Below are 22,913 nucleotides of genomic sequence, written 5' to 3'. Positions count from 1 at the left end.
CTGATGGCCGCCGACACGCCCCTGGAGAAATTCCGCAACGTGCTGGGCGGTGCCGCGCGTGCGCTTTCCGGCGAGCGCGAGGCGGAGCTGAGCTTCACCGGCGAGGCGCCGCGTCAGGACGGTCGCCAGATCAAGGTGCCGACGCCGTCGCGCACCTTGCCGGCCGAGGAAGTTGCCGAGGCGCGCGGCTTTGCCGACGGCTTCGCGCTGCGCCTGCGCCATCACGACAATGCGCTGCACTTGAAGAGCGCGCCCCGGGAGCCGGTGGCGCGCGCGGTGTTCGACGCGGTGGAGACGGCGCGGATCGAGGCGCTGGGCTCGCGCGGCTATGCCGGCATCGCCGCCAATCTCGATTCCGCGCTCGAGGTGAAGCTGCGTTCCGACCCGATCAACCGGGCGCGCAACCGCGAGGAAGTGCCGCTCTCGACGGCGATCGGCCTGATGGTCCGCGAGCGGCTGACCGGCCGCGAATCGCCTGCCGCCGCGGCGCTCGGCATGGCGCTGATCCGTGATTGGGTGGAGGAGCGCGCCGGCTCGGATCTCGACGCGCTGGCGCTGGCGATCGACAACCAGCAGGCGTTCGCGTCGTTGACGTCGAAGCTGCTGCAGGATCTTGAACTCACCGAAGGCGACCTGCTGCCCGACGAAGCCGATGACGGCGGCGGCGAGGACGAAGGTACCGACGACCAGGACCAGCCCGGCGACGAGGAGGGCGAGGACGAGTCGAGCCAGAGCGAGGGCCAGGCCGAGGCGCGCGGCGAACAGCGCGAGTCGGACGAGGGCGAGGATGGCGAGCAGCAGCAGTCCGACGCGATGGAGGATGGCGACGGCGAGCCCGGCGACGAAGGCGATGAGGGCATGCTGCCCGTGCGGCCGAATCGTCCGTGGAGCGATCTGCCGCCCCAGTTCGAATATCGCGCCTACACCAATCAGTTCGACGAGGTGATTGCCGCCACCGATTTGTGCGATACCGAGGAGCTGGACCGCCTCCGCTCCTATCTCGACCAGCAGTTGCTCCATCTTCAGGGCGCCGTGACCAAGCTCGCCAACCGGCTGCAGCGCCGGCTGATGGCGCAGCAGAACCGCAGCTGGGACTTCGACCAGGAAGAAGGCATCCTCGATGCTGCCCGGCTGGCGCGCATTGTCGTCAACCCGATGCTGTCGCTCTCCTACAAGGCGGAGAAGGACACCGAGTTCAAGGACACGGTGGTCACGCTGCTGATCGACAATTCCGGCTCGATGCGCGGGCGGCCGATCTCGATCGCGGCGATCAGCGCCGACATCATGGCGCGCACGCTGGAGCGCGTCGGGGTGAAGACCGAGATACTCGGTTTCACCACGCGAGCATGGAAGGGCGGGCAGAGTCGCGAGAAGTGGCTGGCCGATGGCCGCCCGGCCCAGCCCGGCCGCCTCAACGACGTGCGCCACATCGTCTACAAGCAGGCCGACGAGCCGTGGCGCCGCGCCAAGAAGGCGCTCGGGCTGATGATGCGCGAGGGGTTGCTCAAGGAGAATATCGACGGTGAGGCGCTGCTCTGGGCGCATCAGCGGCTGATCGGCCGGCCTGAAGACCGAAAGATCCTGATGGTGATCTCGGACGGCGCGCCGGTGGATGATTCCACTTTGTCGGTGAACTCGGGCTCCTATCTGGAGCGGCATCTCCGCCAGGTCATCGGCTGGATCGAGGCGCGCTCGCCGGTCGAGCTGGTCGCGATCGGCATCGGCCATGACGTGACGCGTTATTACAGCCGCGCGGTGACGATCATGGACGCCGAGCAGCTCGCCGGCACGATGGTCGAGCAGCTGGCGGCCTTGTTCGATACCGAATGAAGCTCGACCCGCCCGAGGGTGGTTTTAGCGGGCCGATCAAGCGGTCCGTCACCATTGCCGGGCACCAGACATCGATCAGCCTCGAACCGCTGTTCTGGGACGCGCTGGAAGCCGCCGCCGACGCGCGCGCACTACCTCTCAACGCACTGGTCGCCGCGATCGACCACGCCCGAATCACCGGGGAGGATCCGCCCAACCTCGCCAGCGCGATCCGCACCTGGTTGCTCACCCAGGCGCGCCGCGGATCGCTTCGCACGCAGACTGCTCAGTAACGTTTCGCAACAATTTCGCGACAAAGTTGCGAGCAACTCGCATTAGCGTTGACACTGCGACTGACTCTCAATAGCTGGCGGCGAAACAAACCTAATGGGGGGTTCCACCGTGACTCGTTCAACCGGCGCCGCTGCGCCTGCTTTCCTCGCGCTCGCCTGTGTCGGCTTCGTCGCCAGCGCTCCGGTTCACGCCGCGAACGGTCCGGACGACGACAAGAAGGGCGCCGCGACCTCGGAAGACGGGCAGGACAAGGACCAGATCACCGTCAACGGTCAGGTCTATCAGCCCAAGCAGGAGAGCCCGAAGAACACGCGCCCGCTGCGCGATACCCCCCAGACGGTGACGGTGATCACCGCCGAAGTCATGCAGCAGCAGAACATCCTGTCGCTGCGCGACGCGCTGGCGACGGTGCCCGGCATCACCTTCGGCGCCGGCGAAGGCGGCAGCGGCTATGGCGACAGCATCAACCTGCGCGGCTTCAGCGCGAACAACGACATCACGATCGATAATGTCCGCGACAGCGCGCAGTACACGCGCTCCGACAACTTCAACATCGAGCAGATCGAAGTCACCAACGGCTCGAACTCGGTCTATTCGGGCGGCGGCTCGGTCGCGGGCAACATCAACCTGGTCAGCAAGCGTCCGACCGGCCGGAGCCAGACCGTGGTGCAGGGCGGTGTCGGCACCGATGACTATTACCGCGCCACCGTCGATATCGACCAGAAGCTGAGCGACAACGTCGGCGTCCGCCTCAACGGAATGTTCCACCGCAACGACGTTCCCGGCCGCGAGGTGGAGAACGCCAAGCGCTGGGGCGTGATGCCCTCGGTCACCTTCGGCCTGAACGGGCCGACCAAGCTGAGCCTCCTGTATCTCCACCAGGAAGACAACAACATACCGCAGTTCGGCGTGCCCTATGTCACCAGCGTGACCAACGGGTTCACCGGCCAGGTGCCGGGCACCAGCCGCAGCGGCTATTACGGCTTCCGCAACCTCGACAAGCAGGACAGCAATGTCGATCAGGCGACGGCGATCTTCGAGCAGGAGGTGACCAGCCGGATCACGCTGCGCAACCTCACCCGCTATCAGGACGTCGAGCAATATTCGATTGCGGATGGCCCGGAGGGTACTTTCTGCCTGCCGACCAGCCTGACCGCTGCCGGCGTGGCCTGCGCCACCCCGGGCCTCTTCGTCCCGAGCGGCGGCTCGCGCGGCAATACCCGCGATACCCGCAATCAGGTCATCTACAACCAGACCGACCTCAAGGGCACGGTCGACACCTTCGGGATCGAGCACAGCTTCGACCTGGGTTTCTCGCTGTCGCGCGAATTCTATGACGTGCGCTCGGGCAATTCGCAGCGCAACGCCAATGGCACCACCGTCGCCATCCCGAACTATGCGTGGAACGATCCGAACCTCAACGGCCGGAACGTCTATACCGGGCCGGTGAACTTCATCGTCAGCGCGAAGAGCCACAGCGAAGTCGCGAACCAGGCAGTCTACCTGTTCGACACGATGAAGCTGTCGAACCATTTCGAGCTCAACGGCGGCGTGCGCCTGGAGCGCAATATCGGCGAGTTCGCCGCCTATACGATCTCGACCGCTGCGGCGACGCTGGGCCAGATCACCGCGGTGACCCGTTCGGGCAACCGCGACACCCTGTTCTCCTACCGCTTCGGTGCGGTCTACAAGCCGGTCGAAGCGGTCAGCCTCTACGCCGCTTATGGCAACTCGAAGACGCCGTCGCAGAGCACGGTCAATGGCAGCTGCTCGACAGCGACCTGCAACGTGAAGCCGGAAAACGCCAAGAACTACGAGATCGGCGGCAAGGCCGAGCTGTTCAACAAGGGCCTGCTGCTGACCGCGGCGCTGTTCCGCACCGACCGCGACAGCTACAAGGTCGCCTCGAACGATCCGACCATTCCGGACCAGCAGCTCGACGGCCACTCGCGCGTCGATGGCATCGCCCTGGGTGCCACCGGCCACATCACTTCGGCCTGGCAGATCACCGCGAACTACACCTATCTCAAGAGCAAGCTGATCCAGTCGGTGTCCGACTATTGCATCGCACATCCGGGTGCGACCGGCTGCGCCAACAGCGTGGCCTATCCCGATCCGGTTGGCGGCGCCGCGCTCCAGCAGACCCCGGAGCATTCGGGCAGCATCTACACGGCCTATACCTTCCCGTTCGGCCTGACGGTCGGTTACGGCGCCACCTATCAGGGCAAGTTCGCGATCAATCTGCCCACGGCCACAAACCGCACGGTGCTCTATTCGAAGGACTATATCGTCCACAACCTGACGGTTGCGTACAACATCACGCACGACCTGTCGGCGCAGCTCAACGTCAAGAATATCGGCGACAAGCTGTACTACACCCGCATCCGCGCCAATAATGGCTGGGCCACGCCGGGCGATGCGCGCTCGGCGATCCTGACGCTGAGCTACAAGTTCTGATATAGCCACGACATGACGCAGCTCGATCCATTGTCGAGCGAAGATATCGCCGCCCGCCTCTCCGGTTCTCCGGAGGAGCGGGCGGCGTTGATTCGCGAAGGGGCGGAGGCCGGCCTGGCCGAGGCGCAGGCTGTCCATGGCCAGATGCTGCTCGACGCGCAGAAGCCCGCGGAGGCGTTCGGCTGGTTCTGGAAGGCGGCGCAGCAGGGGCATCCGATGGGGCTCAACATGCTGGGCCGCTGCTACGATCTCGGCTGGGGCACGCGCGTGGACAAGGTGCGCGCGGCGGAGTGCTTCCGCGTCGCCGCCGAGGGCGGGCTCGACTGGGGGATGTACAATTACGGCTCGGCCCTGGCGCTGGGCCAGGGTTTGACCCAAGACAAGGCGGCCGCGCTCGCCTGGTTTGAGAAGGCGGCCGCAATGGGCCACGCCAAATCCAGGAACTTCGTCGGCAGCTTCCACGAGGACGGCGACCTCCTCCCGCGCGACATGGCGGCGGCGGCGGATTGCTACGCCCAGGCGGCCGAGGGCGGGGATTTCCGCGGCATGTTCAACCATGCCCGGATGCGTGCCGAAGCCGGCGACATGGACGCGGCGCTGCTGTGGATCGCGCGGTGCGGCGAAGCGGCGACGCCGGCGTTTCGCGACAAGGCGCTTGCCTGGCTGGCCCACGTCCCGGACATGCGACTGCGCACCGAAGGCACGGCCGCGCTGCGAAAGAGGTAGAACCGATGCTGATTGCCATTCCCGACCTGTTCTCGCCGCAAGAAGTGGCGGCGGTGCGGGCCGTTATCGATGCGGCGGAATGGGTGGACGGCAACGTCACCTCGGGAAGCCAGTCGGCGCTGGCGAAGCAGAATGAGCAGCTTCCCGAAGGCGGCGATGCGCATCGCCGGGCCGGGGCGATGGTGCTCGACGCGCTGGGCCGCTCGCCCCTGTTCTTTGCCGCAGCACTGCCGCTCAAGGTGTTTCCGCCGCTGTTCAACCGGTATGGCGAGGGCCAGACCTTCGGCACGCATGTCGACAATGCGATCCGCATCCAGCGCGGCACCGAGTTCCGCATCCGCAGCGACCTGTCGATGACCGTCTTCCTCGAGGATCCCGCGGCCTATGACGGTGGCGCGCTGGTGATCGAGGATCATTTCGGCGTGCAGCAGGTGAAGCTGCCGGCGGGGCATGCGGTGCTCTACCCTTCGTCGAGCCTGCACCATGTGACGCCGGTCACGCGCGGGCGCCGGGTGGCGAGCTTCTTCTGGATGCAGTCGATGGTGCGCGACGACGGGGCGCGACGCATCCTGTTCGACCTCGACCAGAGCGTGCAGCGGCTGACCGGGCAGCTGGGCGGCACCGATCGCTCGGTGATCGAGCTGACCGGGGTGTACCATAACCTCCTGCGTCGCTGGGCGGACGCCTGATCTTCCCAAACTTCACAAAGCTCGCGCTTGTGAGGGAAATAAAAGACGAAAGTTCGACCTTTCAAAGAGCGGCGGCGCGAGGCCGCGGCGCGATGGCAGCAGACGAAATCCTATTTTGCAATAGCGGCTTAGCCGAGCATCTCGCGCAGCTCTGGCGAAAGGTGCTCCGCAAAGCCCGTCTCGGTGCGCACCACCATGTGCGCGGCCAGCCTCTCGTGTTCGGCCAACGCCATTCCGTCGGGCCCCAGCACGCTCAGCGCGGTCGCCCAGGCGTCGGCCAGCATGCAGCAGGGATGCAGCAGCGTGACCGAGGCGACGCGGTTTTCCAGCGGGCGGGCGGTACGCGGGTCGATGGTGTGGGCATAGTCGCGGCCGGCATGGCTGAAGCTGCGGCGATAGTCGCCCGAGGTCGCCACCGACAGGGCGTGGAGCGCGACGCGCAAGGGCGCGAGGCGGCTGCCGGGGACGGGCTCGATATCGATCCACCATGGCTGGCCGTCGGGCTTGATCCCTTCGCCGCGCAGCTCGCCGCCGACCTCGACCAGGAAATCGGGCAGTTCCATGCTGCGCAGCATTTCGGCAACGCGGTCGACGCCGTGGCCCTTGGCGATGCCGGAGAAATCGAGCGTGGCGAGGGCGGTACGGCGGGCGCGGCGATCGTCCTGCTCGATATGCGAGCGGCCCGCGATGGCGGCGGCGATCTCTTCCTCGCTGGGGACACCGGCGCGGGGCCCCTGCGGGCCGAAGCCCCATAGGTCGACCAGCGCGCCCATTGCCGGATCGAAGGCGCCTTCGCTCTTCGCGGCGACGTCGAGCGCGGCGGCGAGCACATGCGCGAAGCCGGAGGGCAGGGGTTGCCAGCGGCCGGGTTCGCTGCGGTTGAAGCGGGAAAGGTCGGAGGCCGGATCCCAATGGCTCATTTCGGCGACGACGCGGTCGAGCTCCGCCTGGATGCTGGCGGCGATGTCGCCCGGTGCGGCGACGATGCGGGCGGACCAGCTGGTGCCCATCGTCTCGCCGGCGCAGGAAACGACAGGGGCTCCCGCCTGGCGGCGATGGAACGCCGCGGGCGAGAGCCCCTGTGGAATGGCTATTCTGAGTATCGTGCTCATCTTTCAATCGTCACCCCGGCGAAAAGCCGGGGCCCAGGGTGGCAAGTGCTGTCCTGCTTGGCTCTGGGGCCCGGCTTTCGCCGGGATGACGAGGTAGAGGGATGACGAAGAAAGGAAAGGCTGGATCAGCCGAGCACTTCGACCGTCATCGCATAGGTCGCCCGGCGCTGGGGCGGGCCCATCGGGCGGCGGGGACCGCCTTCGCCCTGTGCGCCGGGGCCGCCTGCGCCGGGAGCGCCCGCGCCCGCGGGGCGGCCTTCACCGCCCGGACCACCGGGGCCGCCAGGACCACCCGGGCCGCCTTCACCGCGGCCGCCGCCGATGCCGGCGCTCACCCACCACATGCCGGGGGTCGGCCATTTGATCGTGACCTTGCCCTGGGCATCGGTCTTGAGTTCGAGCTGCTGCAGGCTGGGCGTGTAGCGCACGCCGCCATTGATCGCGCTGACATCGATGTTCGCTGCCGGCTTGCCGTCGAGCAGGAACTGGAAGGTCGCGGCATCCTGGACCGAGAGATCGGTCGGGTGCGAAACCGGGACCATCTCCAGGCCCTTGCCCGTCGGCTTGAACACCGTGTCGCTCGGCACGCCCGAAGTGACGAAGGTCTCGATGCGGCTGTTGTTCTCCGCGGTCCATACCTCGGTGGCGCCGGCCGGGATCGCCTGGGCCAGCGTATCGGTGGTGGTGCCGCGCGGCAGCATCTTGCGCTCGCCGTCCAGCATGTAGCTGCCCATCACGCCGTTATTGATCACGGCGAGCTTGTAGGTGCCCTTCTGCGTGAGGTGCAGATCGAAGGTCAGGCGCAGCTTGCCCTTGCTGAGGTTCTCGACCTCGACCGTCGTGCCGTCGGGCGCAGTGGCGATCGGCGCCCAGGGCTGGCCGGGATGATCGGGGTAATAAAGGTCGGTCGACAGCGCGGCATCGACGGTGACCCAGGCATCCCCGCCGAAATTGGTGCCCGAGGGCAGCAGCCAGCTGCGCGGGGCGGCCATGGCGACCTGGGGCACGATCATCGCGGCAATCGCGACGATGGTGGTGAGCGGATGGCGGAAGAACTGCATGGCTGTCCCTTCCTTAGCGATGCGCGGCGACGGTGACCGCGCCCAGTTCGCCCTTGCCGGCGCCCTTGCCCGAGCCGGCGCCGTTCGCGCCGATCGTGACCGGCACGCGGACCATCTCACGGCCGCCGCCTTCGCGCGCCGCTTCGATCACCAGCGTGTAAGCGCCCGCGCCGAGTGCCGGGACGTTGCCGCGGCCGCCGACGAAGCTGAGCTTGTGGGTGCCCGGTGCACGGGTGGCGCCCGAGACGCCATCGGCCGGCAGTGTCAGCGTGCGGCCCGAGGCGCGCCACCACATGCGCACGTCCGACAGCCACTTCTTGCCGGCGTCGTTGCGCTTGTTGACGTCGTACCAGACGGTGAGCGTGGTAGCGGGCGAACCGGCCTTTTCCAGCCACACCGCGACATAGGGTTTGTGATATTCGGCCACGGTGATGCGCGGCAGGGTGAGCGTGACGTCGAGCGTCTGCGCGCCCGCGGCGGCCGGGAAGGCACCGCCGATCGCGGCAAGGGTCAGGCCGGTAATACGGAACTGCATGGGACGGTCCTTCCTCAATGGATCAGGAAAATGGCGATGAGTGCCGGGATGACGAGCCCGGCGACGACGATCGGCCAGGTGCTCTTGCGATGCTTTGAGTGCATCCAGAGCAGCACCAGGCCGGTGAGCGTGAAGACGAGGCAGGCGAAGACGAAGACGTCGATGAACAGCTTCCACCAGGCACCGGAATTGCGGCCCTTGTGGAGGTCGTTCAGGTACGCGATCCAGCCGCGATTGGTGGTCTCGCTCGTGACGGCGCCGGTGGCGCGGTCGATCGCGATCCAGGCGTCCCCGCCTGGGCGCGGCTTGGCGAGATAAATCTCGTCGGCGGACCATTCAGCGGTCCCGCTCGCCTTGATCTTGACCTGGCCCTCGATCCATTTGGCGACATCGGCCGGGATCGGCTTCTTGCTGTCGGGCTGGTCGTCGCTCTTCACCTTGGCGAAGAGCGGCGGTGGCAGCTGGGCGGCGCGGTCGAGCGACGTAGGCGCGCCTTCGATATCGGCGGCGTGATTGAGCGTGAAGCCGGTGATCGCGAAGAGCAGCAGCCCGACCAGGCTGATCGCCGAGCTCATCCAATGCCAGGTGTGCAGCTGCTTAAGCCAGAAGCTCTTGCGAGCGCGCTTGGCTTTGGCCTTGGCCTGTTCTGCCTGGGCGGTGGGGGCGTGCATGTTGGGTGAGCGATTCCGGGGTATGATTCGTTACGGCGCGATAACGCGAACGATTCGCAATTGCAAACCCGCACGGCCGATTTGGGTGATAGATTCTGCGCGGCCCAGCCCTGCTGGCCTGGCTGCAAGGAACCACCGAAAAATGCGTCCCGCGCCTACACATCTTCTCGCACATGCAGCAAAGTTGCGTTGCAGTGCAGCTACGAATGTTTCTTGCCGACTTCCAAGAAATTACGCAGCTTCTCTTTCAGAAAAGACTTGGGGGAGGACTGGATGTCGGGACTTTATATCGACCTGGCGGTGATTTGTGGCCTTGGCGTGATCGCCAGCCTGGGCGGCATGTATCTGATCCTGCGGGCCACGCCGGCCCGGAGCACCGATCCGGAAGCCTGATGCTTCAGCGTTGAAATGCGAGAACCCGGCCGGTCTGGCGATCGGCCGGGTTTCTCATGTCAGCGCCCCAGCAGCACGCGCGCCTGGCCGGCGATCTGGGCAAGCATCGCGGCATTGGGCACCGCCGACTGGCGCGCGCGGCGGACCAACGCGGCGAACTGATCGACCCGGCCGGCATTGGCCTGGACCCAGGAATCGACCGACGCCTGCGGATCCTCGCCCTGGCCGCGGCCGAGGAAGTCGAGGCGGATCTGCTGGAAATCGCGGGCGAGACCGGCGATCAGCAGGCGCTCCCACACATCGCCGGTGGTGATGCGCGCGGCGGTCGACTGAGCCCAGTCGAGGCCGAGCGCCTGGCCGAGCGAGGTGAAGGCCCTGGTGAGCGGCGTCACTTCCAGGCCCATGCGGACGCTGAGATCGGCCAGGCCGACCGCGCCGTCCAGCTCGAAGAGCTTGACCACCTTGGCGACCAGTTCGCTCGGCGCGCCGGCGGCCTCGAGCTTCGAGGCGATGCGGTTCGACTGCGCCTTGACCTCGTCGAGCAAGAGACCCTTGGCGGCCTTGTCGAGCGCGTCGATGCCGGGCTTGAGGCGGGCGATCACTTCGGCGGGGCTGGCGCCCGGCGGCGAGACGCGGAGCAGATCGGCGACCTGGCCGCGCACGGCGACTGCCATCTCGTCGAGCAAAGCGATGCGCGCGCCCTCGGAGATATCGGCCGTCTCGACCGCTTCCCACAGCGCGGGCAGGCAGAACAGCCGCTCGGCGACGACGTACATCGCGGCAATGTCGGCCATCGCGGCGCCTTCCTCTTCGGCAAGCTCGAAGGGGTGGAGAACGCCGAGGCGGTTGATCACGCGGTTGGCGAGCTTGGTCGCGACGATCTCGCCACGCAGGCGGTGCTCCTCGATCGCCTTGCCGAACTTCTCCTGCATCGCCTTGGGGAAGGCGTTGCAGAGGTCCGCTTCCAGGGCGGGGTCGTGGCCGAGCCTGGCGTGCTCGATCGCGTCCTGCAGCGCGAGCTTGGTCGAGGCGAGCAGGACGGCGAGCTCGGGGCGGGTGAGGCCGTTCTTGTCCTGCGCGCGGCGGAGCAGCTCCTCGTTGGGCGCGAGGCCCTCGACCGCGCGGTCAAGGCGGCCGCTGCCTTCGAGGATCTCGATGACGCGGACATAGCTGGGCAGCGCGACATAGCCGTCATTCTCCATGAAGGAGAGCGCGAGCGTCTGCAGGCGGTTGTCCTCGAGCACCAGGTGCGCGACGTCGTCGGTCATCGACACGAGCAGCGTGTTGCGGTCCTCGAATTCGAGGCGGCCCTCGATCATCTCGCGGTTGAGCGCGATCTTGATGTTGACTTCGTTATCCGAGCAATCGACGCCAGCCGAATTGTCGATGAAGTCGGTGTTGATGCGGCCGCCGAGCGACGCGAAGGCGATGCGCGCGGCTTGTGTCACGCCCAGGTTCGCACCTTCGCCGATCGCCTTGCAGCGCAGATGCTCGGCATTGACGCGGAGGCGGTCATTGGCGGGATCGCCGACATCGCCGTGGCTCTCCGAGGCAGCCTTGATGTAGGTGCCGATGCCGCCGAACCAGAGCAGGCCGACCTGCATCTTGAGGATCGCGGTGATCAGCGAAGTCGGGTCGAGCTCGGTGACCTGGAGGCCGAGCAATGCCTGGACTTCGGGGCTGAGCGGGATCGACTTCTCGGTGCGCGGGAAGACGCCGCCGCCCTTCGAGATCAGCGACGGATTATAATCCGCCCAGCTGGAGCGGGGCAGGGCGAACATGCGGTCGCGCTCCTGCCACGAAGCGGCCGGATCGGGATCGGGGTCGAGGAAGATGTGGCGGTGATCGAAGGCGGCGACCAGCTTGATCGCCTTGGACAGCAGCATGCCGTTGCCGAACACGTCGCCCGACATGTCGCCGCAGCCGGCGACGGTGACGGGCTCGGACTGGATGTCGGTGCCCATCTCGAGGAAGTGGCGGCGCACCGATACCCAGGCGCCCTTGGCGGTGATGCCCATCGCCTTGTGGTCATAGCCGTGGCTGCCACCGGAAGCGAAGGCGTCGCCCAGCCAGAAGTTGCGCTCGATCGCGATGGCATTGGCGACGTCGGAGAAGGTCGCGGTGCCCTTGTCGGCGGCGACGACGAAATAGGGGTCCTCGCCGTCGAGGATGGTCACGCCCTCGGGGTGGACGACCTTGTTGGACACGATGTTGTCGGTGATCGACAGCAGCGTGCGGATGAAGATGCGGTAGCTCTCGGTCCCTTCGGCGAACCAGGCGTCGCGGTCGGTCGCGGGCGAGGGGAGGTGCTTCGGATAGAAGCCGCCCTTGGCGCCGGTCGGCACGATCACTGCGTTCTTGACGCGCTGCGCCTTCATCAGGCCGAGGATCTCCGTGCGGAAGTCGTCGCGCCGGTCGGACCAGCGCAGGCCACCACGGGCGACCGGGCCGGCGCGCAGGTGGATGCCCTCGACGCGCGGTGAATAGACCCAGATCTCGCGCCAGGGCAGCGGGGCGGGCAGGCCGGGGACGAGCTTGGAGTCGAGCTTGAACGCCAGCGCTTCCTTGGCGGCGGGCGCGTATGCATTGGTGCGCAGCGTCGCGAGGACGACGCCGCGGATCGTGCGCAGGATGCGGTCGTCGTCGATCGCCTGGACCTGGGCGAGACCAGTCTCGATCGCGGCGGTGGCGGCCTCGATGGCAGCGGCGTCGCCGGCGCGGGCCGGGTTGTGCGCGGCATCGAAGCGCTCGATCAGCGCAGTGGCGACGGCGGGTGCGCGGCGCAGCGCGTCGACTACCGTGGCCATGCCGAAGTTCATGCCGGTCTGGCGCAGATAGCGGAACCAGGCGCGGAACAGCACCACCGATGCGGGCTTCATCCCCGCCTCGACGATCAGCCGGTTGAACGCGTCATTCTCGGCATTGCCTTCGAGGACGGCGGCGAGCGCTTCCTCGATCACGGCGACGTCGCCCTTGAGCGCGGCGGCGGAGACCGCGAAATCATGGACGAAGGCGCCGCTGGCCAGCGCGGTCGGCACTTCCTCGATCACGCGGAAGCCGAAATTCTCGAAGGCGGGGACCGCGTCGGACAGCGCCATCGCGCCGCCCTGGGCATAGAGCTTCACGCGATATTCGCCGGCCTTGCCCTCGACGGGCGTGATCCGCGCCGAGCGGTCGCCGGGGCCTTCGAGCTTGGCGAAGCGCAGGATGTCGCGCGCCGCCTCTTCGGGGCTGGCAGTGGTGCGATAGGCGGGCGGGAAGGCGGCGGCATAGCGCAGCGCCAGCCGCGTCGCGCCGCTGCCGGCCTCATCGACGAGCGCCGCCTCGACGGCGGGCACCCAGCCGCGCATCATCCGCTCGAGCTGCAGGTCGAGCGCATCGGCATCGGGCATGGTGCCGCCGGCGCGCAGGTCGAGCGTGTAGCGCAGCATCGCGACTTCGCCGTCTTCCAGCGCGATCGTCCAGTTGATGATCTTGGCGTTGGCGGCCTCGGCGAGCATCTCGCCGATCGCCTCGCGCCTGGTGGTGGCGACTTCGTCGCGCGGCAGCCAGACGAAGGCGAACAGGTGCCGGCCGAGCGGGCTCTTGACCAGCGCCAGCTTGGAGCGCGGCCGATCGGCGACCGACATCGAGGTGAGCACGAGATGCTCGAGCGAATCGGCATCGAACGCGGTGGTCAGGTCGTGCGGCAGCGCGGTCAGCGCGTGCGCCATCGCCTTGCCGGTATGGCCCTTGGGATCGAAGCCGAACTTGCGCTCCAGTCCTTCGAGGCGGGCGCGCAGCACGGGCACGTCCTCGGGATTGGCGAACAGCGAGGCGCTGGTCCACAGGCCCGCATGGATCGACAGGCCGGTGACTTCGCTGCCGGTGAGGATCGGCACGACGACGATGTCGAGCGGCACGCGGCGGTGGATCGGCGAGATCGAGTTGGACTTGAGCAGCAACGGCACTTCGCCGCCCTGCTTGAAATAGGCGATCGCGGCCTTGCGCGAGGCCTCTGCCAGGATCGGCGTGTCGAGCTCGTGCCTGGCGATGCCGAGCTGACCCTCCGAACCGCTCGCCGGCGTCCAGCTCTCATGCGCGAGCAGCGTCATCGCGCCTTCCTGGAACCAGCGCAGCAGCTTGGCGCCTTCGCGCGCGCCGACCGTGGCGGCATCGGCGCCGATCGCGCTCTGCAGCGCGCGCCAGTCATGCACCGCGTCGCGCACCTGGGCGAGCGTGCGCTCGAGCTCCATGGCGAGGCTGCGGCGGGTGCGCGCATCGGCGCGCTCCATCTCGATGTAGATCATCGATTCGCGCTTGCCGGCGCCGATCGATTCGAGCTTGCCTGCTTGATCGCGCTCGACAGCGATCACCGGGTGGATGATGCGGTGGACGGCGATGTCGTGCGCGGCGATCGCGCCCGAGATCGAATCGACGAGAAAGGGCATGTCGTCATTGACGACCGCGAGCCGCATCCGCCGGCTCTCTTCGCCCTGGACACTCTCCAGCGCGACCTTGGCGGTATCGGGGGGGCGGATCGCGGCGGCTTCCGCGACGAACGTCGCGGCCTCGGCCCGCTCGGCCTCTCCGAAGTCTTCCAACTCTCCCGGCAGTGCCCCTTCGAGCAACCGCGCCTCGAACGCCTGCGTCAGCGACGTCATCATGTTCTTCATGGCAGTACCGCCTACGCCTGTGCCGTGACGGGCTCAAGACCGTCGCGCACGAAAATTACAATCGTGCCGACATTATAGGCGCCGCGCACGAAAGTGTCGGCAGTCGGAAGCGAGATGACCCTGGGGTCAGGATCTTATGCGGCGGCCTTGCGGACCGCGCGCTCGGTGAGCGGCTCGTCCTCGACCCGGGCGACGATATCGAGGCCCTGTTTGCCGGCACGGGCGAGCAGCACGACGAACTCGCCGTGCGCCGGCATCTCGATATCGACATGCGCCAGCGGCGGGCGGCTGCGTAGCTCGGCGGCGATCTGGGCGAACAGGTCGGGCTTGGGCGCCGGGCGGCGGAAGTCGCGCTCGGCCTTGACCACGCCCTTGATGCCGCCTTCGGCGCCATCGAGGAACGCATCGAGCCCACCCTGCGGCACGTTCGCGCGCTTGGCATGGCTGAGCACCGCGGCGAATTCGGTGACGCGGGTCTTGTCGTAATCGGCGCCGAAGACGAGCTTCACCGCCGGCGTCATCGGCGCGCGCGCCTGGACGGTCAGCCCGGCATCTTCGAGCAGCTCGGCATAGGTCTCGGCATCGTCGTCCGATGCGAGCGCGAAATCATAGGCGCGGGCAAGCGCGCGGTAGAGCGCCGAGCGGCTGCGCGTGTCCGAAGCGCGGGCAGCGGCAGCCGATTCGCGGGCGAGCAGCAGCTTGTCGCCCAGGCTGGCATCATTGGCGATCGGCGAATCGAGGACCAGCGGCTCCTTGGCCTCGACCGGCGGGGTGGGCGCCAAGCCGGCGCTGGGGCCATCGGCCCAGACGGGTGCGGCGACGAGGCTGCGCGGCGCGGTGCGGCGGGCTTCCTCGACTTCGGCCTCGAGCCTGGACTGGGTCTCGGCGTCGACCAGCTCCTTCCAGTTGATCACGCCATAGATGAAGTCGATCGTGTTGCCCTCGGCATCTGCATCGGACGAGAAGGGCATCAGGATGCCGCGATAGAGCGTGTTGTGCCCGCGCGAGCTGACGAACTCGGCCTCGAAGCCGATCGGCGCGCGATTGGCGATGATCTGGAGATAGTGGTCGGTCAGGCGCGAGAGCAGCGAGCGGCTGGGCACCTGGGCGACATGGGTGATCGAGGTGTCGAGCCCGGTCTCCTCGCGCAGCGCGCGGCCGAGGAAGCGAATCGCGGGATCGTCGACGCCTTTGGAGAAATCGAGCAGCACGCTGTGCGCCCCGAAATCGATGATGTTATCGGGATCGAGGTCCTCGATCGCCGGATAGGCGCGGCCGTGGAGCAGCGAGACCCAGTGGTTGTACGCGCGCACGTGCATGCGGCGCTCATCGGTGCCGATTTCCAGCGCCCGGTCGTTGACGGCGTCGTCCGCTCCGACCTCGGGGTGCGAGTCGAGCGGGTGGTTTATGCCGCGCGCCATGTCCATGCCAAATGCTCCACTCGGGGCCAACGCGCCCCTTTGTATTTGTAGAACGCCTTGTGCCCGCCATGTGGTAAACGTCGCGTAAAGGCGGTGGTTTTACGGGGTTTCTGCCACAACGATTTTGGGGGCGCTTGTCAGCCAGGAATCTTGCTGGTAAGCGCGCCGCTCCTTCGAGGCTTCGTGCCCCGAATTGGCCGCCTTAGCTCAGCTGGTAGAGCATCGCATTCGTAATGCGGGGGTCACAGGTTCGAGTCCTGTAGGCGGCACCACCCACTTTATAGCGTTGAAATATGGAGCTGCGGGCGTTGCCTTGCGAACGGGCGTTCGGCTGGGTCGTGGCTTGGGTACCGCGTGGGTGGTGCTTTGGGCTGGGGGTTGGGGAGGCCCTTGGGGAAGACTGCCGGACCTGCGCATCCACGACCTACGGCACTCGGCAGCCTCGGCCTGGATCAACAATGGTGTTGGGCTTGCAACAGTTGGAAGGCTTCTTTGTCATGCAAGTCTCGCCTCCAGCGCCAGATATAGCCATCTCGCTGACGACACGCTGATGGCTGCTGTCGAGGCCGGCGCCGCCAAGCTCAATCTCGCTGCCTGATCAAACTCGCCCTCATCCGGTTCGCGGGGTGGGGGCAACGTCCCGTTTATTTTATCGAAAGCATAGGAAACATGTATTCACCGTATCCCGATTCACCGGTCTACCATCATCTCCTGGTCCTGAAGAGGAGTCTTGGCGAGGACTACAATCGGCATGATCGCGCGATCCTGCTGATCGCCGCATGCATCGAAAAGGGCTTCGATACGCGATACAAAATCCTCAAGGGCACCCGCGTCGCGGGTCTGAGTGCGAGCAACGTTATCGCGCGGCTAGACGACAACACAGGCGACGTAGCGGGAATCCATCTTTGGCGGTGCGATGCAGACGGGCGCTATCATCTGCTCGACGCGGCCTGAACTCACCGGCCCGGTCGCGCTTCTACGTGTGCGATCGGGCCGGGAACCTCATCAGTGACCAACTCAACACGGGCGGCTTGCCTAAATATCGACGTCCGTTGAGCTTCCAGGCGGCTTTGCGCCCCATTAGCAGTGATCTAGCCGCTCAACTTAGCGGCCGAAAACAGACATTGAGCGGGTGGTGGCAATGCTCACCATCTACGCGTGCGCGTTCGGCGCCAATGCTTCGATGATGCGACAGTGTGCGATCGTTGATCCGCGACAGCTATCCAACCTTCGAACCAGTTCATTTCGCAGCGCCTGAAGGTCGGCGAGCTTGCGATCGATCTCGATAACATGCGTGGTGGTGATTGCATCCACTTCGCCGCAGGGTGCATCGCGATCGTCGGCCAGGCGCAGCAGCGTGCGGACCTGCTCCACGGTGAAGCCGAGATCGCGCGAACGGCGGATGAACGATAGCCGATCGAGATGCGCCTGCTCATAGACCCGGTAATTGCCGGCTGACCGCGCAGGCTTGGGGATCAGCCCCTCCGCCTCATAGTAGCGGATCGTTTCCACCTTCGTGCCGGTGGCGCGTGCGAGATCGCCGATCTTCATGGCTTGACCCTATAGTGGCTTCAGGGTGCATGGGCCAGCCGGACACGATGAAATGAAGGTTCGGCATGGCAGAGGATTGCTGCTCGAAAAAGGGCGAGACGCTCTCGCGGCTGGCGGAAAAGGCCGGCCAGCGGCGGATACTCGTGATCGTGATGCTCATCAATCTCGGCATGTTCACAGCGGAGTTTGGGGGCGGGCTGTGGGCGCGGTCCTCTGCACTGATGGCCGATTCAGTCGATATGCTCGGCGATGGCGTTGTTTATGCGCTGAGCCTCTACGCGCTGCATCGCGGCCCGCGCTGGGAGGCAGGCACTGCCCTCGCCAAGGGCGGCTTGATCCTGGCACTGGCGATCGCGGTGGTGGTCGAGATCCGGGACAAGGTGGCGAACGGTGTGCCGCCTTCGAGTGGTCTCATGCTCGGCTTTGGCGGCGCCGCGCTGGTGGCGAACCTTGCCTGTCTAGCGATGCTTTGGCGCTTCCGTCATGCCAACGTGAACATGAGCAGCACCTTTGAGTGTTCGCGCAACGATGTCGCATCGAACTGTGGGGTGCTGATTGCCGCAGGGCTCGTCGCGGCGACCGGGGCGGGGTGGCCCGATATCGTCGTCGGCGGTGTAATCGCATTGATCCTGCTCCGATCAGCGTGGCGCGTGCTCGCTGCGGCCTTGCCGGCATGGCGTGAAGCGCGGCCCGTGCCTCCGGAGATGCTGCGATGACAGGTGTCATGTCATCCCGTAGGAAACGAATCATGCTGCGCCATGGCTGGCTCCTGCTGCTCCTTCTGTTTGCCGTTGCGTTGACGGCGAGCGTGACGGTGCATGCTCGTGAGACACTGGGCGGTGCGGCGATCTCCTGCGGCGGCGAAATCCATTTGGAAGGCGACCGCGACCAAGTCCCCGCTGATGCCGATCAGGGCGTGCCGCACCATCATGGAGGCTGCCACGGGCATGTCATGGCGCTCGAAGCCCATCCGACGGCTCCAGCGCGCCGCCCGTTGCCGAGCGAGGGCGACTTCGCTCAGTGCACCGCCAACCTGCCCTCCGTGCCCATCGATCCCGCCTTAAGGCCTCCCAGGGGCTGAATCGCGCATCCACGCGCCATTGCACCCTGACGCACTTGCCGCCTTGCCGGCTGAGGAATTGATCGATGAGAATGATGCTCGCGGCACTGCCGCTCACCCTGACGCTCGCCGCTTGTGGCGGAAACGAGAAACCACCGGCCAATCAGGCAGAGCCTGCCGCCGCTACGCATGCCGAAGGTGTGGTGGAGTTGACCCCGCAGCAAATCGCCACGGCCGGTATCGAGGTTACGCATCCGACGCTCGGCGGCAGCGGCGGTGCGATCGAGTTGCCCGCGCTGCTGGAAAGCGATCCCCAGGCGACGCGGATCGTCGCCGCGACCGTGCCGGGCCGCATCGTCGAGCTGCGCCGTAACCTGGGCGACCATGTGCGCCAGGGCGAAACGCTCGCGGTGCTGGAGAGCCGCGAGGCTGCCGGGCTGCAAGCCGAGGTTCAGCGCGCCGCGGCCGGCGCAGAGCTGGCCCGCTCCACGTTGGCGCGCGATGAGGCGCTATACGCCAAGGGCTTCCGCCCCGTGCGCGAAGTCGAGATCTCGCGTGCCGCCGCCAGGCAGGCGGACGTGGCGTTTCGTCTTGCCCGCGAGCAGGTGGCCGCCAGCGGGGCGCGCGGCGGGCGCTATAATCGCATCGTCATCGCCGCGCCCATCTCGGGCCAGGTGATCGCGCGCACCGCCGTACTCGGGCAGAATTTCGCAGCAGACGCAGCCGATACCGAGCTGTTCCGCGTGGCCCGGCTCGACAGGCTCAGCGTGTCGCTCTCGCTCAATCCGGCTGATGCTGCGCGCGTGCATGTCGGCGCCGCGGTACAGGTGAACGCCGGGGCGCGCGCCGGGCAGGCGCATATCCGCTTCGTCTCCCCGGTTCTCGACGACAAGACGCGCCTAGTTCCGGTACTTGCCGATCTCGACAACCGTGCCGGCCAGTGGCGCGCGGGAGAGCCGGTTACGGCATCGGTGTCGCTTTCCGGCGATGGCGATAGCTCGATCCGCGTTCCTTCAACGGCGGTGCAGACCGTCGAAGGACGCGCGGTGGTATTTGTGCGCACTGACAAGGGATTTCGCGCCACACCGGTCACGCTCGGTCATCAGGACGGTGGGATGGTGATCGTCGCCTCCGGCCTCGCTGGTCGTGAGACGATTGCCGCCGCGAACAGCTTCACGCTCAAGTCCGCGCTCGGCGCGGTAGCGGACGAGGACTGAGGCCGTGATCGATCGCATCGTCGCCTGGGCGGTGGACAAGCGCTGGCTCGTCCTCCTGCTCACCCTCATCGCCGCCGTCGTCGGCGCCGCCGCGCTCTGGCGGCTCCCCATCGATGCCGTACCGGACATCACCAACAACCAAGTGCAGGTGAACGTCCTCGCGCCTGCGCTCTCACCCGAATTGATCGAGAAACAGGTCGCCTTCCCGATCGAGACTGCGCTGGCTGGGATCAAGGGCCTGGAGAGCACGCGTTCCCTCAGCCGCAACGGCTTCGTCCAGGTCACTGCGATCTTCTCGGATTCGACCGACATCTATTTCGCGCGGGCGCAGGTACAGGAGAGATTGACGCAGGCGCAGGAAGATCTTCCCGCCGGCGCTCGCCCGGAGATGGGTCCGATCGCGACGGGCTTGGGCGAGGTCTATATCTGGACGCTCCGCTATGCCGAGCGCGGGCACGATGGCCATCGCCCCGGCGAGCCCGGCCTTCAGCCCGACGGCAGCTACATCACCCCCGAAGGCGACCGGCTCGCCAGCGAGGCGGACAAGGCAACCTATCTCCATACCGTGCAGGACTGGATCGTCGCGCCGCAGGTGAAGACCGTAGATGGCGTCGCCGGCATCGACTCGCTGGGCGGGTTCGAGAAGGAATATCTGGTTGTCCCGGACGTTCAGCGGCTCGCCGGCTTGCGGTTGTCGCTCGCAGATCTTTCGGAAGCGCTCGAGCGCAACAACGTCGCCACCGGGGGCGGCACGGTGAACCGCAATGGCGAGGGCCTGTCGGTCCGTGCCGATGCCCGCATCCGCAGCCTGGCGCAGCTGCGGGGCACTGTGGTTGCCACCCGCGAGAACGTGCCGATCACGCTCGGTCAGGTCGCTGACGTGAGACTCGGCCAGGGTATCCGCATGGGTGCCGGATCGGAGAACGGCCGCGAAGTGATCACCGGCACGGCGATCATGCGGATTGGCGAGAACAGCCGCACGGTTTCCACCGGCGTCGATGCCAAGCTCAAGGCGATCGCGCCCTCGCTGCCGCGCGACATCGTGATTGAGCCGGTGCTGGACCGCACCAAGCTGGTCAACGCCACGATCACGACCGTGTCCAAGAACCTCGCCGAGGGCGCTTTGCTCGTCATCGTCGTGCTGTTCCTGCTGCTCGGCAATTTCCGTGCGGCGCTGATCGCGGCGCTAGTCATCCCCATCACCATGGTGCTTACCGGCTTCGGGATGCTCCGGGCGGGCGTGTCGGCGAACCTGATGAGCCTCGGCGCGCTCGACTTCGGGTTGATCGTCGATGGCGCGGTGATCATTGTCGAGAACGCGCTGCGCCGCATCGCTGGGCGCCAGCACAAAGAGGGTCGCACACTCGACCTCTCCGAGCGCCTTGCCACCGTATCGGCCGCGGCACGCGAGATGATCCGCCCCTCGGTCTATGGCCAGGCGATTATCATGCTCGTCTACCTGCCGCTGCTCACACTGACCGGCGTCGAAGGCAAGACCTTCGAACCGATGGCGCTGACCGTGATCATCGCGCTCGCTTTCGCCTTCGTCCTGTCGCTCACCTTCGTGCCTGCCGCAGTGGCGATCGCGCTGTCGAAGCCGGTGGAGGAGAAGGAAGGGCGCATCGTCGCTTGGCTTCGCCGCCGCTACGAGCCGGGGCTGGATCGGGCAATGAAGCGCCCGAAGCTGACTATCGGGGTTGCGGTTGGCGCACTCGCGCTGGCGGGCGCCGTCTACACCACGCTTGGCCAGGAATTTCTGCCGCAGCTCGATGAGGGCGATGTGCTTGTCTCGGCCTTCCGCGTGCCCGGTACCTCGGTGGAGCAGAGCCAGAAGATGCAGGCGCAGATCGAGAAGGCGCTGGCGGGCATGCCCGAGATCCGCACCGTCTTCTCGCGCACTGGCACCGCTGAGGTCGCATCCGACCCGATGCCGCCGAACGCCACCGATACCTTTATCATGCTCAAGGACCGCAAGGACTGGCCCAACCCGTCCGAGGACAAGGCGGCGGTGGTCGAGCGGATCGAGGCGCGGCTCGCCCAGGTGCCGGGCCATGCCTATGAAGTGACCCAGCCGATCCAGATGCGCTTCAATGAGCTGATCGCCGGTGTCCGCTCGGACGTGGCGGTAAAGGTCTTCGGCGAGGATTTCGGCGAGCTCAACGCCACTGCGACGAAGATCGCCGCGGTGTTGCGCAAGGTGCCGGGCGCCGAGGATGTGAAGGTCGAGCAAACCGAAGGCCTGCCGATGCTCGACATCGCCTTCAACCATGATGCAGCTGCCCGGCTTGGTGTGCGTGCCCAGGACGTGGCCGATACTGTCTCTGCCGCAGTCGGTGGGCGCGAAGCCGGTATGATCTTTGAAGGCGATCGGCGCTTTCCGGTTGTCATCCGCCTCGATGACGCCGCGCGCGCTGATCTGGAAGCGCTGGGCCAAGTGCCGGTGCCAACGCCCTCGGGCGCCTTTGTACCGCTATCTTCGGTCGCGGACATCCGTTTGCTCGATGGCCCAAACCAGATCAGTCGCGAGAACGGGAAGCGCCGCGTCGTCGTTCAGGCCAATGTGCGCGGGCGAGACGTGGCAAGCGTGGTGGCGGCGGCACAGGCGGGCATTGCACGCAACGTCGCGTTGCCGGCCGGCACCTGGCTCGAATGGGGCGGCCAGTTTCAGAACCTCGCCTCCGCGCGCGATCGGCTGGCGATCGTCGTGCCAGCTTGTTTCGTGCTGATCCTGCTGCTGCTCTACGGAGCGCTGGGCAATGTTCGCGATGCCGCGATCGTGTTCACCGGTGTGCCGCTCGCGCTGGTCGGCGGCGTACTGGCGCTGCTGCTCAGGGGCATGCCTTTCTCGATCTCGGCCGCCGTGGGCTTCATCGCGCTATCGGGCATCGCGGTGCTCAACGGCCTGGTCATGCTAACCTCGATTCGCCAGCTAGTTGCCGAGGGCCGCGCCCGCGCGACGGCAGCGAGAGAGGGCGCCCTCGCGCGTCTGCGCCCGGTGGCGATGACCGCATTGGTCGCGAGCCTAGGCTTTATCCCGATGGCGCTAGGGCATGGGGCTGGCGCAGAGGTGCAAAAGCCGCTCGCCACCGTAGTGATCGGTGGACTCGTAACCGCGACGCTGCTGACGCTGTTCGTGCTGCCGACGCTCTACGCGCGTTTCGGCAGCCGCCCGGCAGCGACCATGCCTTAATATCAAACCTCCAACGTCGCCGCTGATCGTCGCACTGCGTTTACGGGTATAGCGCAGGTCGCCTATCGAACT

At 66.6% G+C, this 22,913-nt stretch carries 18 protein-coding genes and 1 tRNA gene; 12 read left to right on the top strand and 7 right to left on the bottom strand.

Annotation, left to right across the window (positions count from 1 at the left end):
• The first annotated feature begins 3 nt into the window (after nt 1-3).
• The 5 genes from cobT (at nt 4) to AC1RPL_RS08725 (ending at nt 5,975) form a co-directional block, all read left to right on the top strand.
• The gene (gene cobT, locus AC1RPL_RS08745) at nt 4-1,830 is read left to right on the top strand and encodes a cobaltochelatase subunit CobT (protein ID WP_493068852.1); all 1,827 of its coding nucleotides are present in this window, start codon (nt 4-6) and stop codon (nt 1,828-1,830) included.
• Nucleotides 1,827-2,102 carry a ribbon-helix-helix domain-containing protein gene (locus AC1RPL_RS08740; RefSeq protein ID WP_493068851.1) on the top strand — a complete coding sequence of 92 codons (276 nt, stop codon included), beginning with the start codon at nt 1,827-1,829 and terminating at the stop codon, nt 2,100-2,102. Before cobT ends, AC1RPL_RS08740 begins: the two co-directional genes overlap by 4 nt.
• Nucleotides 2,103-2,211: 109 nt before the next feature.
• Complete coding sequence (locus AC1RPL_RS08735) at nt 2,212-4,560, top strand: TonB-dependent receptor (RefSeq protein WP_493068850.1); 2,349 nt, start codon at nt 2,212-2,214, stop codon at nt 4,558-4,560.
• A gap of 12 nt (nt 4,561-4,572) precedes the next feature.
• On the top strand, nt 4,573-5,286 hold the full coding sequence (locus tag AC1RPL_RS08730; RefSeq protein WP_493068849.1) for a tetratricopeptide repeat protein: 714 nt from the start codon (nt 4,573-4,575) through the stop codon (nt 5,284-5,286).
• A 5-nt stretch (nt 5,287-5,291) separates the two neighbouring features.
• Complete coding sequence (locus AC1RPL_RS08725; RefSeq protein WP_493068848.1) at nt 5,292-5,975, top strand: Fe2+-dependent dioxygenase; 684 nt, start codon at nt 5,292-5,294, stop codon at nt 5,973-5,975.
• A gap of 128 nt (nt 5,976-6,103) precedes the next feature.
• Here AC1RPL_RS08725 and AC1RPL_RS08720 read toward each other — a convergent pair whose 3' ends face one another.
• The 6 genes from AC1RPL_RS08720 to AC1RPL_RS08695 form a co-directional block, all read right to left on the bottom strand.
• A complete protein-coding gene (locus AC1RPL_RS08720) occupies nt 6,104-6,985 on the bottom strand; it encodes an FAD:protein FMN transferase (protein WP_493069110.1) in 882 nt (293 codons plus the stop codon).
• Nucleotides 6,986-7,212: 227 nt separating this feature from the next.
• Nucleotides 7,213-8,148, bottom strand: a complete 936-nt coding sequence (locus AC1RPL_RS08715; RefSeq protein WP_493068847.1) for a DUF4198 domain-containing protein — start codon at nt 8,146-8,148, stop codon at nt 7,213-7,215.
• A gap of 13 nt (nt 8,149-8,161) precedes the next feature.
• On the bottom strand, nt 8,162-8,683 hold the full coding sequence (locus tag AC1RPL_RS08710) for a DUF2271 domain-containing protein (protein WP_493068846.1): 522 nt from the start codon (nt 8,681-8,683) through the stop codon (nt 8,162-8,164).
• 14 nt (nt 8,684-8,697) lie between these two features.
• The gene (locus AC1RPL_RS08705) at nt 8,698-9,354 is read right to left on the bottom strand and encodes a PepSY-associated TM helix domain-containing protein (RefSeq protein WP_493068845.1); all 657 of its coding nucleotides are present in this window, start codon (nt 9,352-9,354) and stop codon (nt 8,698-8,700) included.
• A 452-nt stretch (nt 9,355-9,806) separates the two neighbouring features.
• Nucleotides 9,807-14,402: an NAD-glutamate dehydrogenase gene (locus AC1RPL_RS08700; RefSeq protein WP_493068844.1), complete on the bottom strand. Its 4,596-nt coding sequence runs from the start codon at nt 14,400-14,402 to the stop codon at nt 9,807-9,809.
• A gap of 134 nt (nt 14,403-14,536) precedes the next feature.
• Nucleotides 14,537-15,829: a PAS domain-containing protein gene (locus AC1RPL_RS08695; RefSeq protein WP_493068843.1), complete on the bottom strand. Its 1,293-nt coding sequence runs from the start codon at nt 15,827-15,829 to the stop codon at nt 14,537-14,539.
• 190 nt (nt 15,830-16,019) lie between these two features.
• Between AC1RPL_RS08695 and AC1RPL_RS08690 the strand changes: the two genes are divergently transcribed.
• The 3 genes from AC1RPL_RS08690 to AC1RPL_RS08680 all read left to right on the top strand — a co-directional run bounded on the left by AC1RPL_RS08690 (nt 16,020) and on the right by AC1RPL_RS08680 (nt 16,777).
• Nucleotides 16,020-16,095 (top strand) — tRNA-Thr (locus tag AC1RPL_RS08690).
• A gap of 86 nt (nt 16,096-16,181) precedes the next feature.
• The gene (locus tag AC1RPL_RS08685; RefSeq protein ID WP_493069109.1) at nt 16,182-16,421 is read left to right on the top strand and encodes a tyrosine-type recombinase/integrase; all 240 of its coding nucleotides are present in this window, start codon (nt 16,182-16,184) and stop codon (nt 16,419-16,421) included.
• 71 nt (nt 16,422-16,492) lie between these two features.
• Entirely contained in the window at nt 16,493-16,777 is a 285-nt protein-coding gene (locus AC1RPL_RS08680; RefSeq protein WP_493068842.1) for a hypothetical protein, read from the top strand.
• Between the two features lie 198 nt (nt 16,778-16,975).
• Here the strand turns inward: AC1RPL_RS08680 and AC1RPL_RS08675 are convergent, their stop codons facing one another.
• Entirely contained in the window at nt 16,976-17,374 is a 399-nt protein-coding gene (locus AC1RPL_RS08675) for a MerR family transcriptional regulator (protein ID WP_493068841.1), read from the bottom strand.
• A 65-nt stretch (nt 17,375-17,439) separates the two neighbouring features.
• Between AC1RPL_RS08675 and AC1RPL_RS08670 the strand changes: the two genes are divergently transcribed.
• The 4 genes from AC1RPL_RS08670 to AC1RPL_RS08655 all read left to right on the top strand — a co-directional run bounded on the left by AC1RPL_RS08670 (nt 17,440) and on the right by AC1RPL_RS08655 (nt 22,841).
• A complete protein-coding gene (locus AC1RPL_RS08670) occupies nt 17,440-18,090 on the top strand; it encodes a cation efflux transmembrane domain-containing protein (RefSeq protein ID WP_493068840.1) in 651 nt (216 codons plus the stop codon).
• A 32-nt stretch (nt 18,091-18,122) separates the two neighbouring features.
• Nucleotides 18,123-18,455, top strand: coding sequence for a hypothetical protein (locus AC1RPL_RS08665; RefSeq protein ID WP_493068839.1), 333 nt, complete (start codon nt 18,123-18,125; stop codon nt 18,453-18,455).
• Between the two features lie 65 nt (nt 18,456-18,520).
• Entirely contained in the window at nt 18,521-19,651 is a 1,131-nt protein-coding gene (locus AC1RPL_RS08660) for an efflux RND transporter periplasmic adaptor subunit (RefSeq protein ID WP_493068838.1), read from the top strand.
• Between the two features lie 4 nt (nt 19,652-19,655).
• Nucleotides 19,656-22,841, top strand: coding sequence for an efflux RND transporter permease subunit (locus tag AC1RPL_RS08655; RefSeq protein ID WP_493068837.1), 3,186 nt, complete (start codon nt 19,656-19,658; stop codon nt 22,839-22,841).
• Nucleotides 22,842-22,913: the final 72 nt, after the last annotated feature.

It is taken from the genome of Sphingomonas sp. GW821-FHT12D09, assembly GCF_058807215.1.
This window is presented reverse-complemented; position numbering and strand designations above follow the sequence as displayed.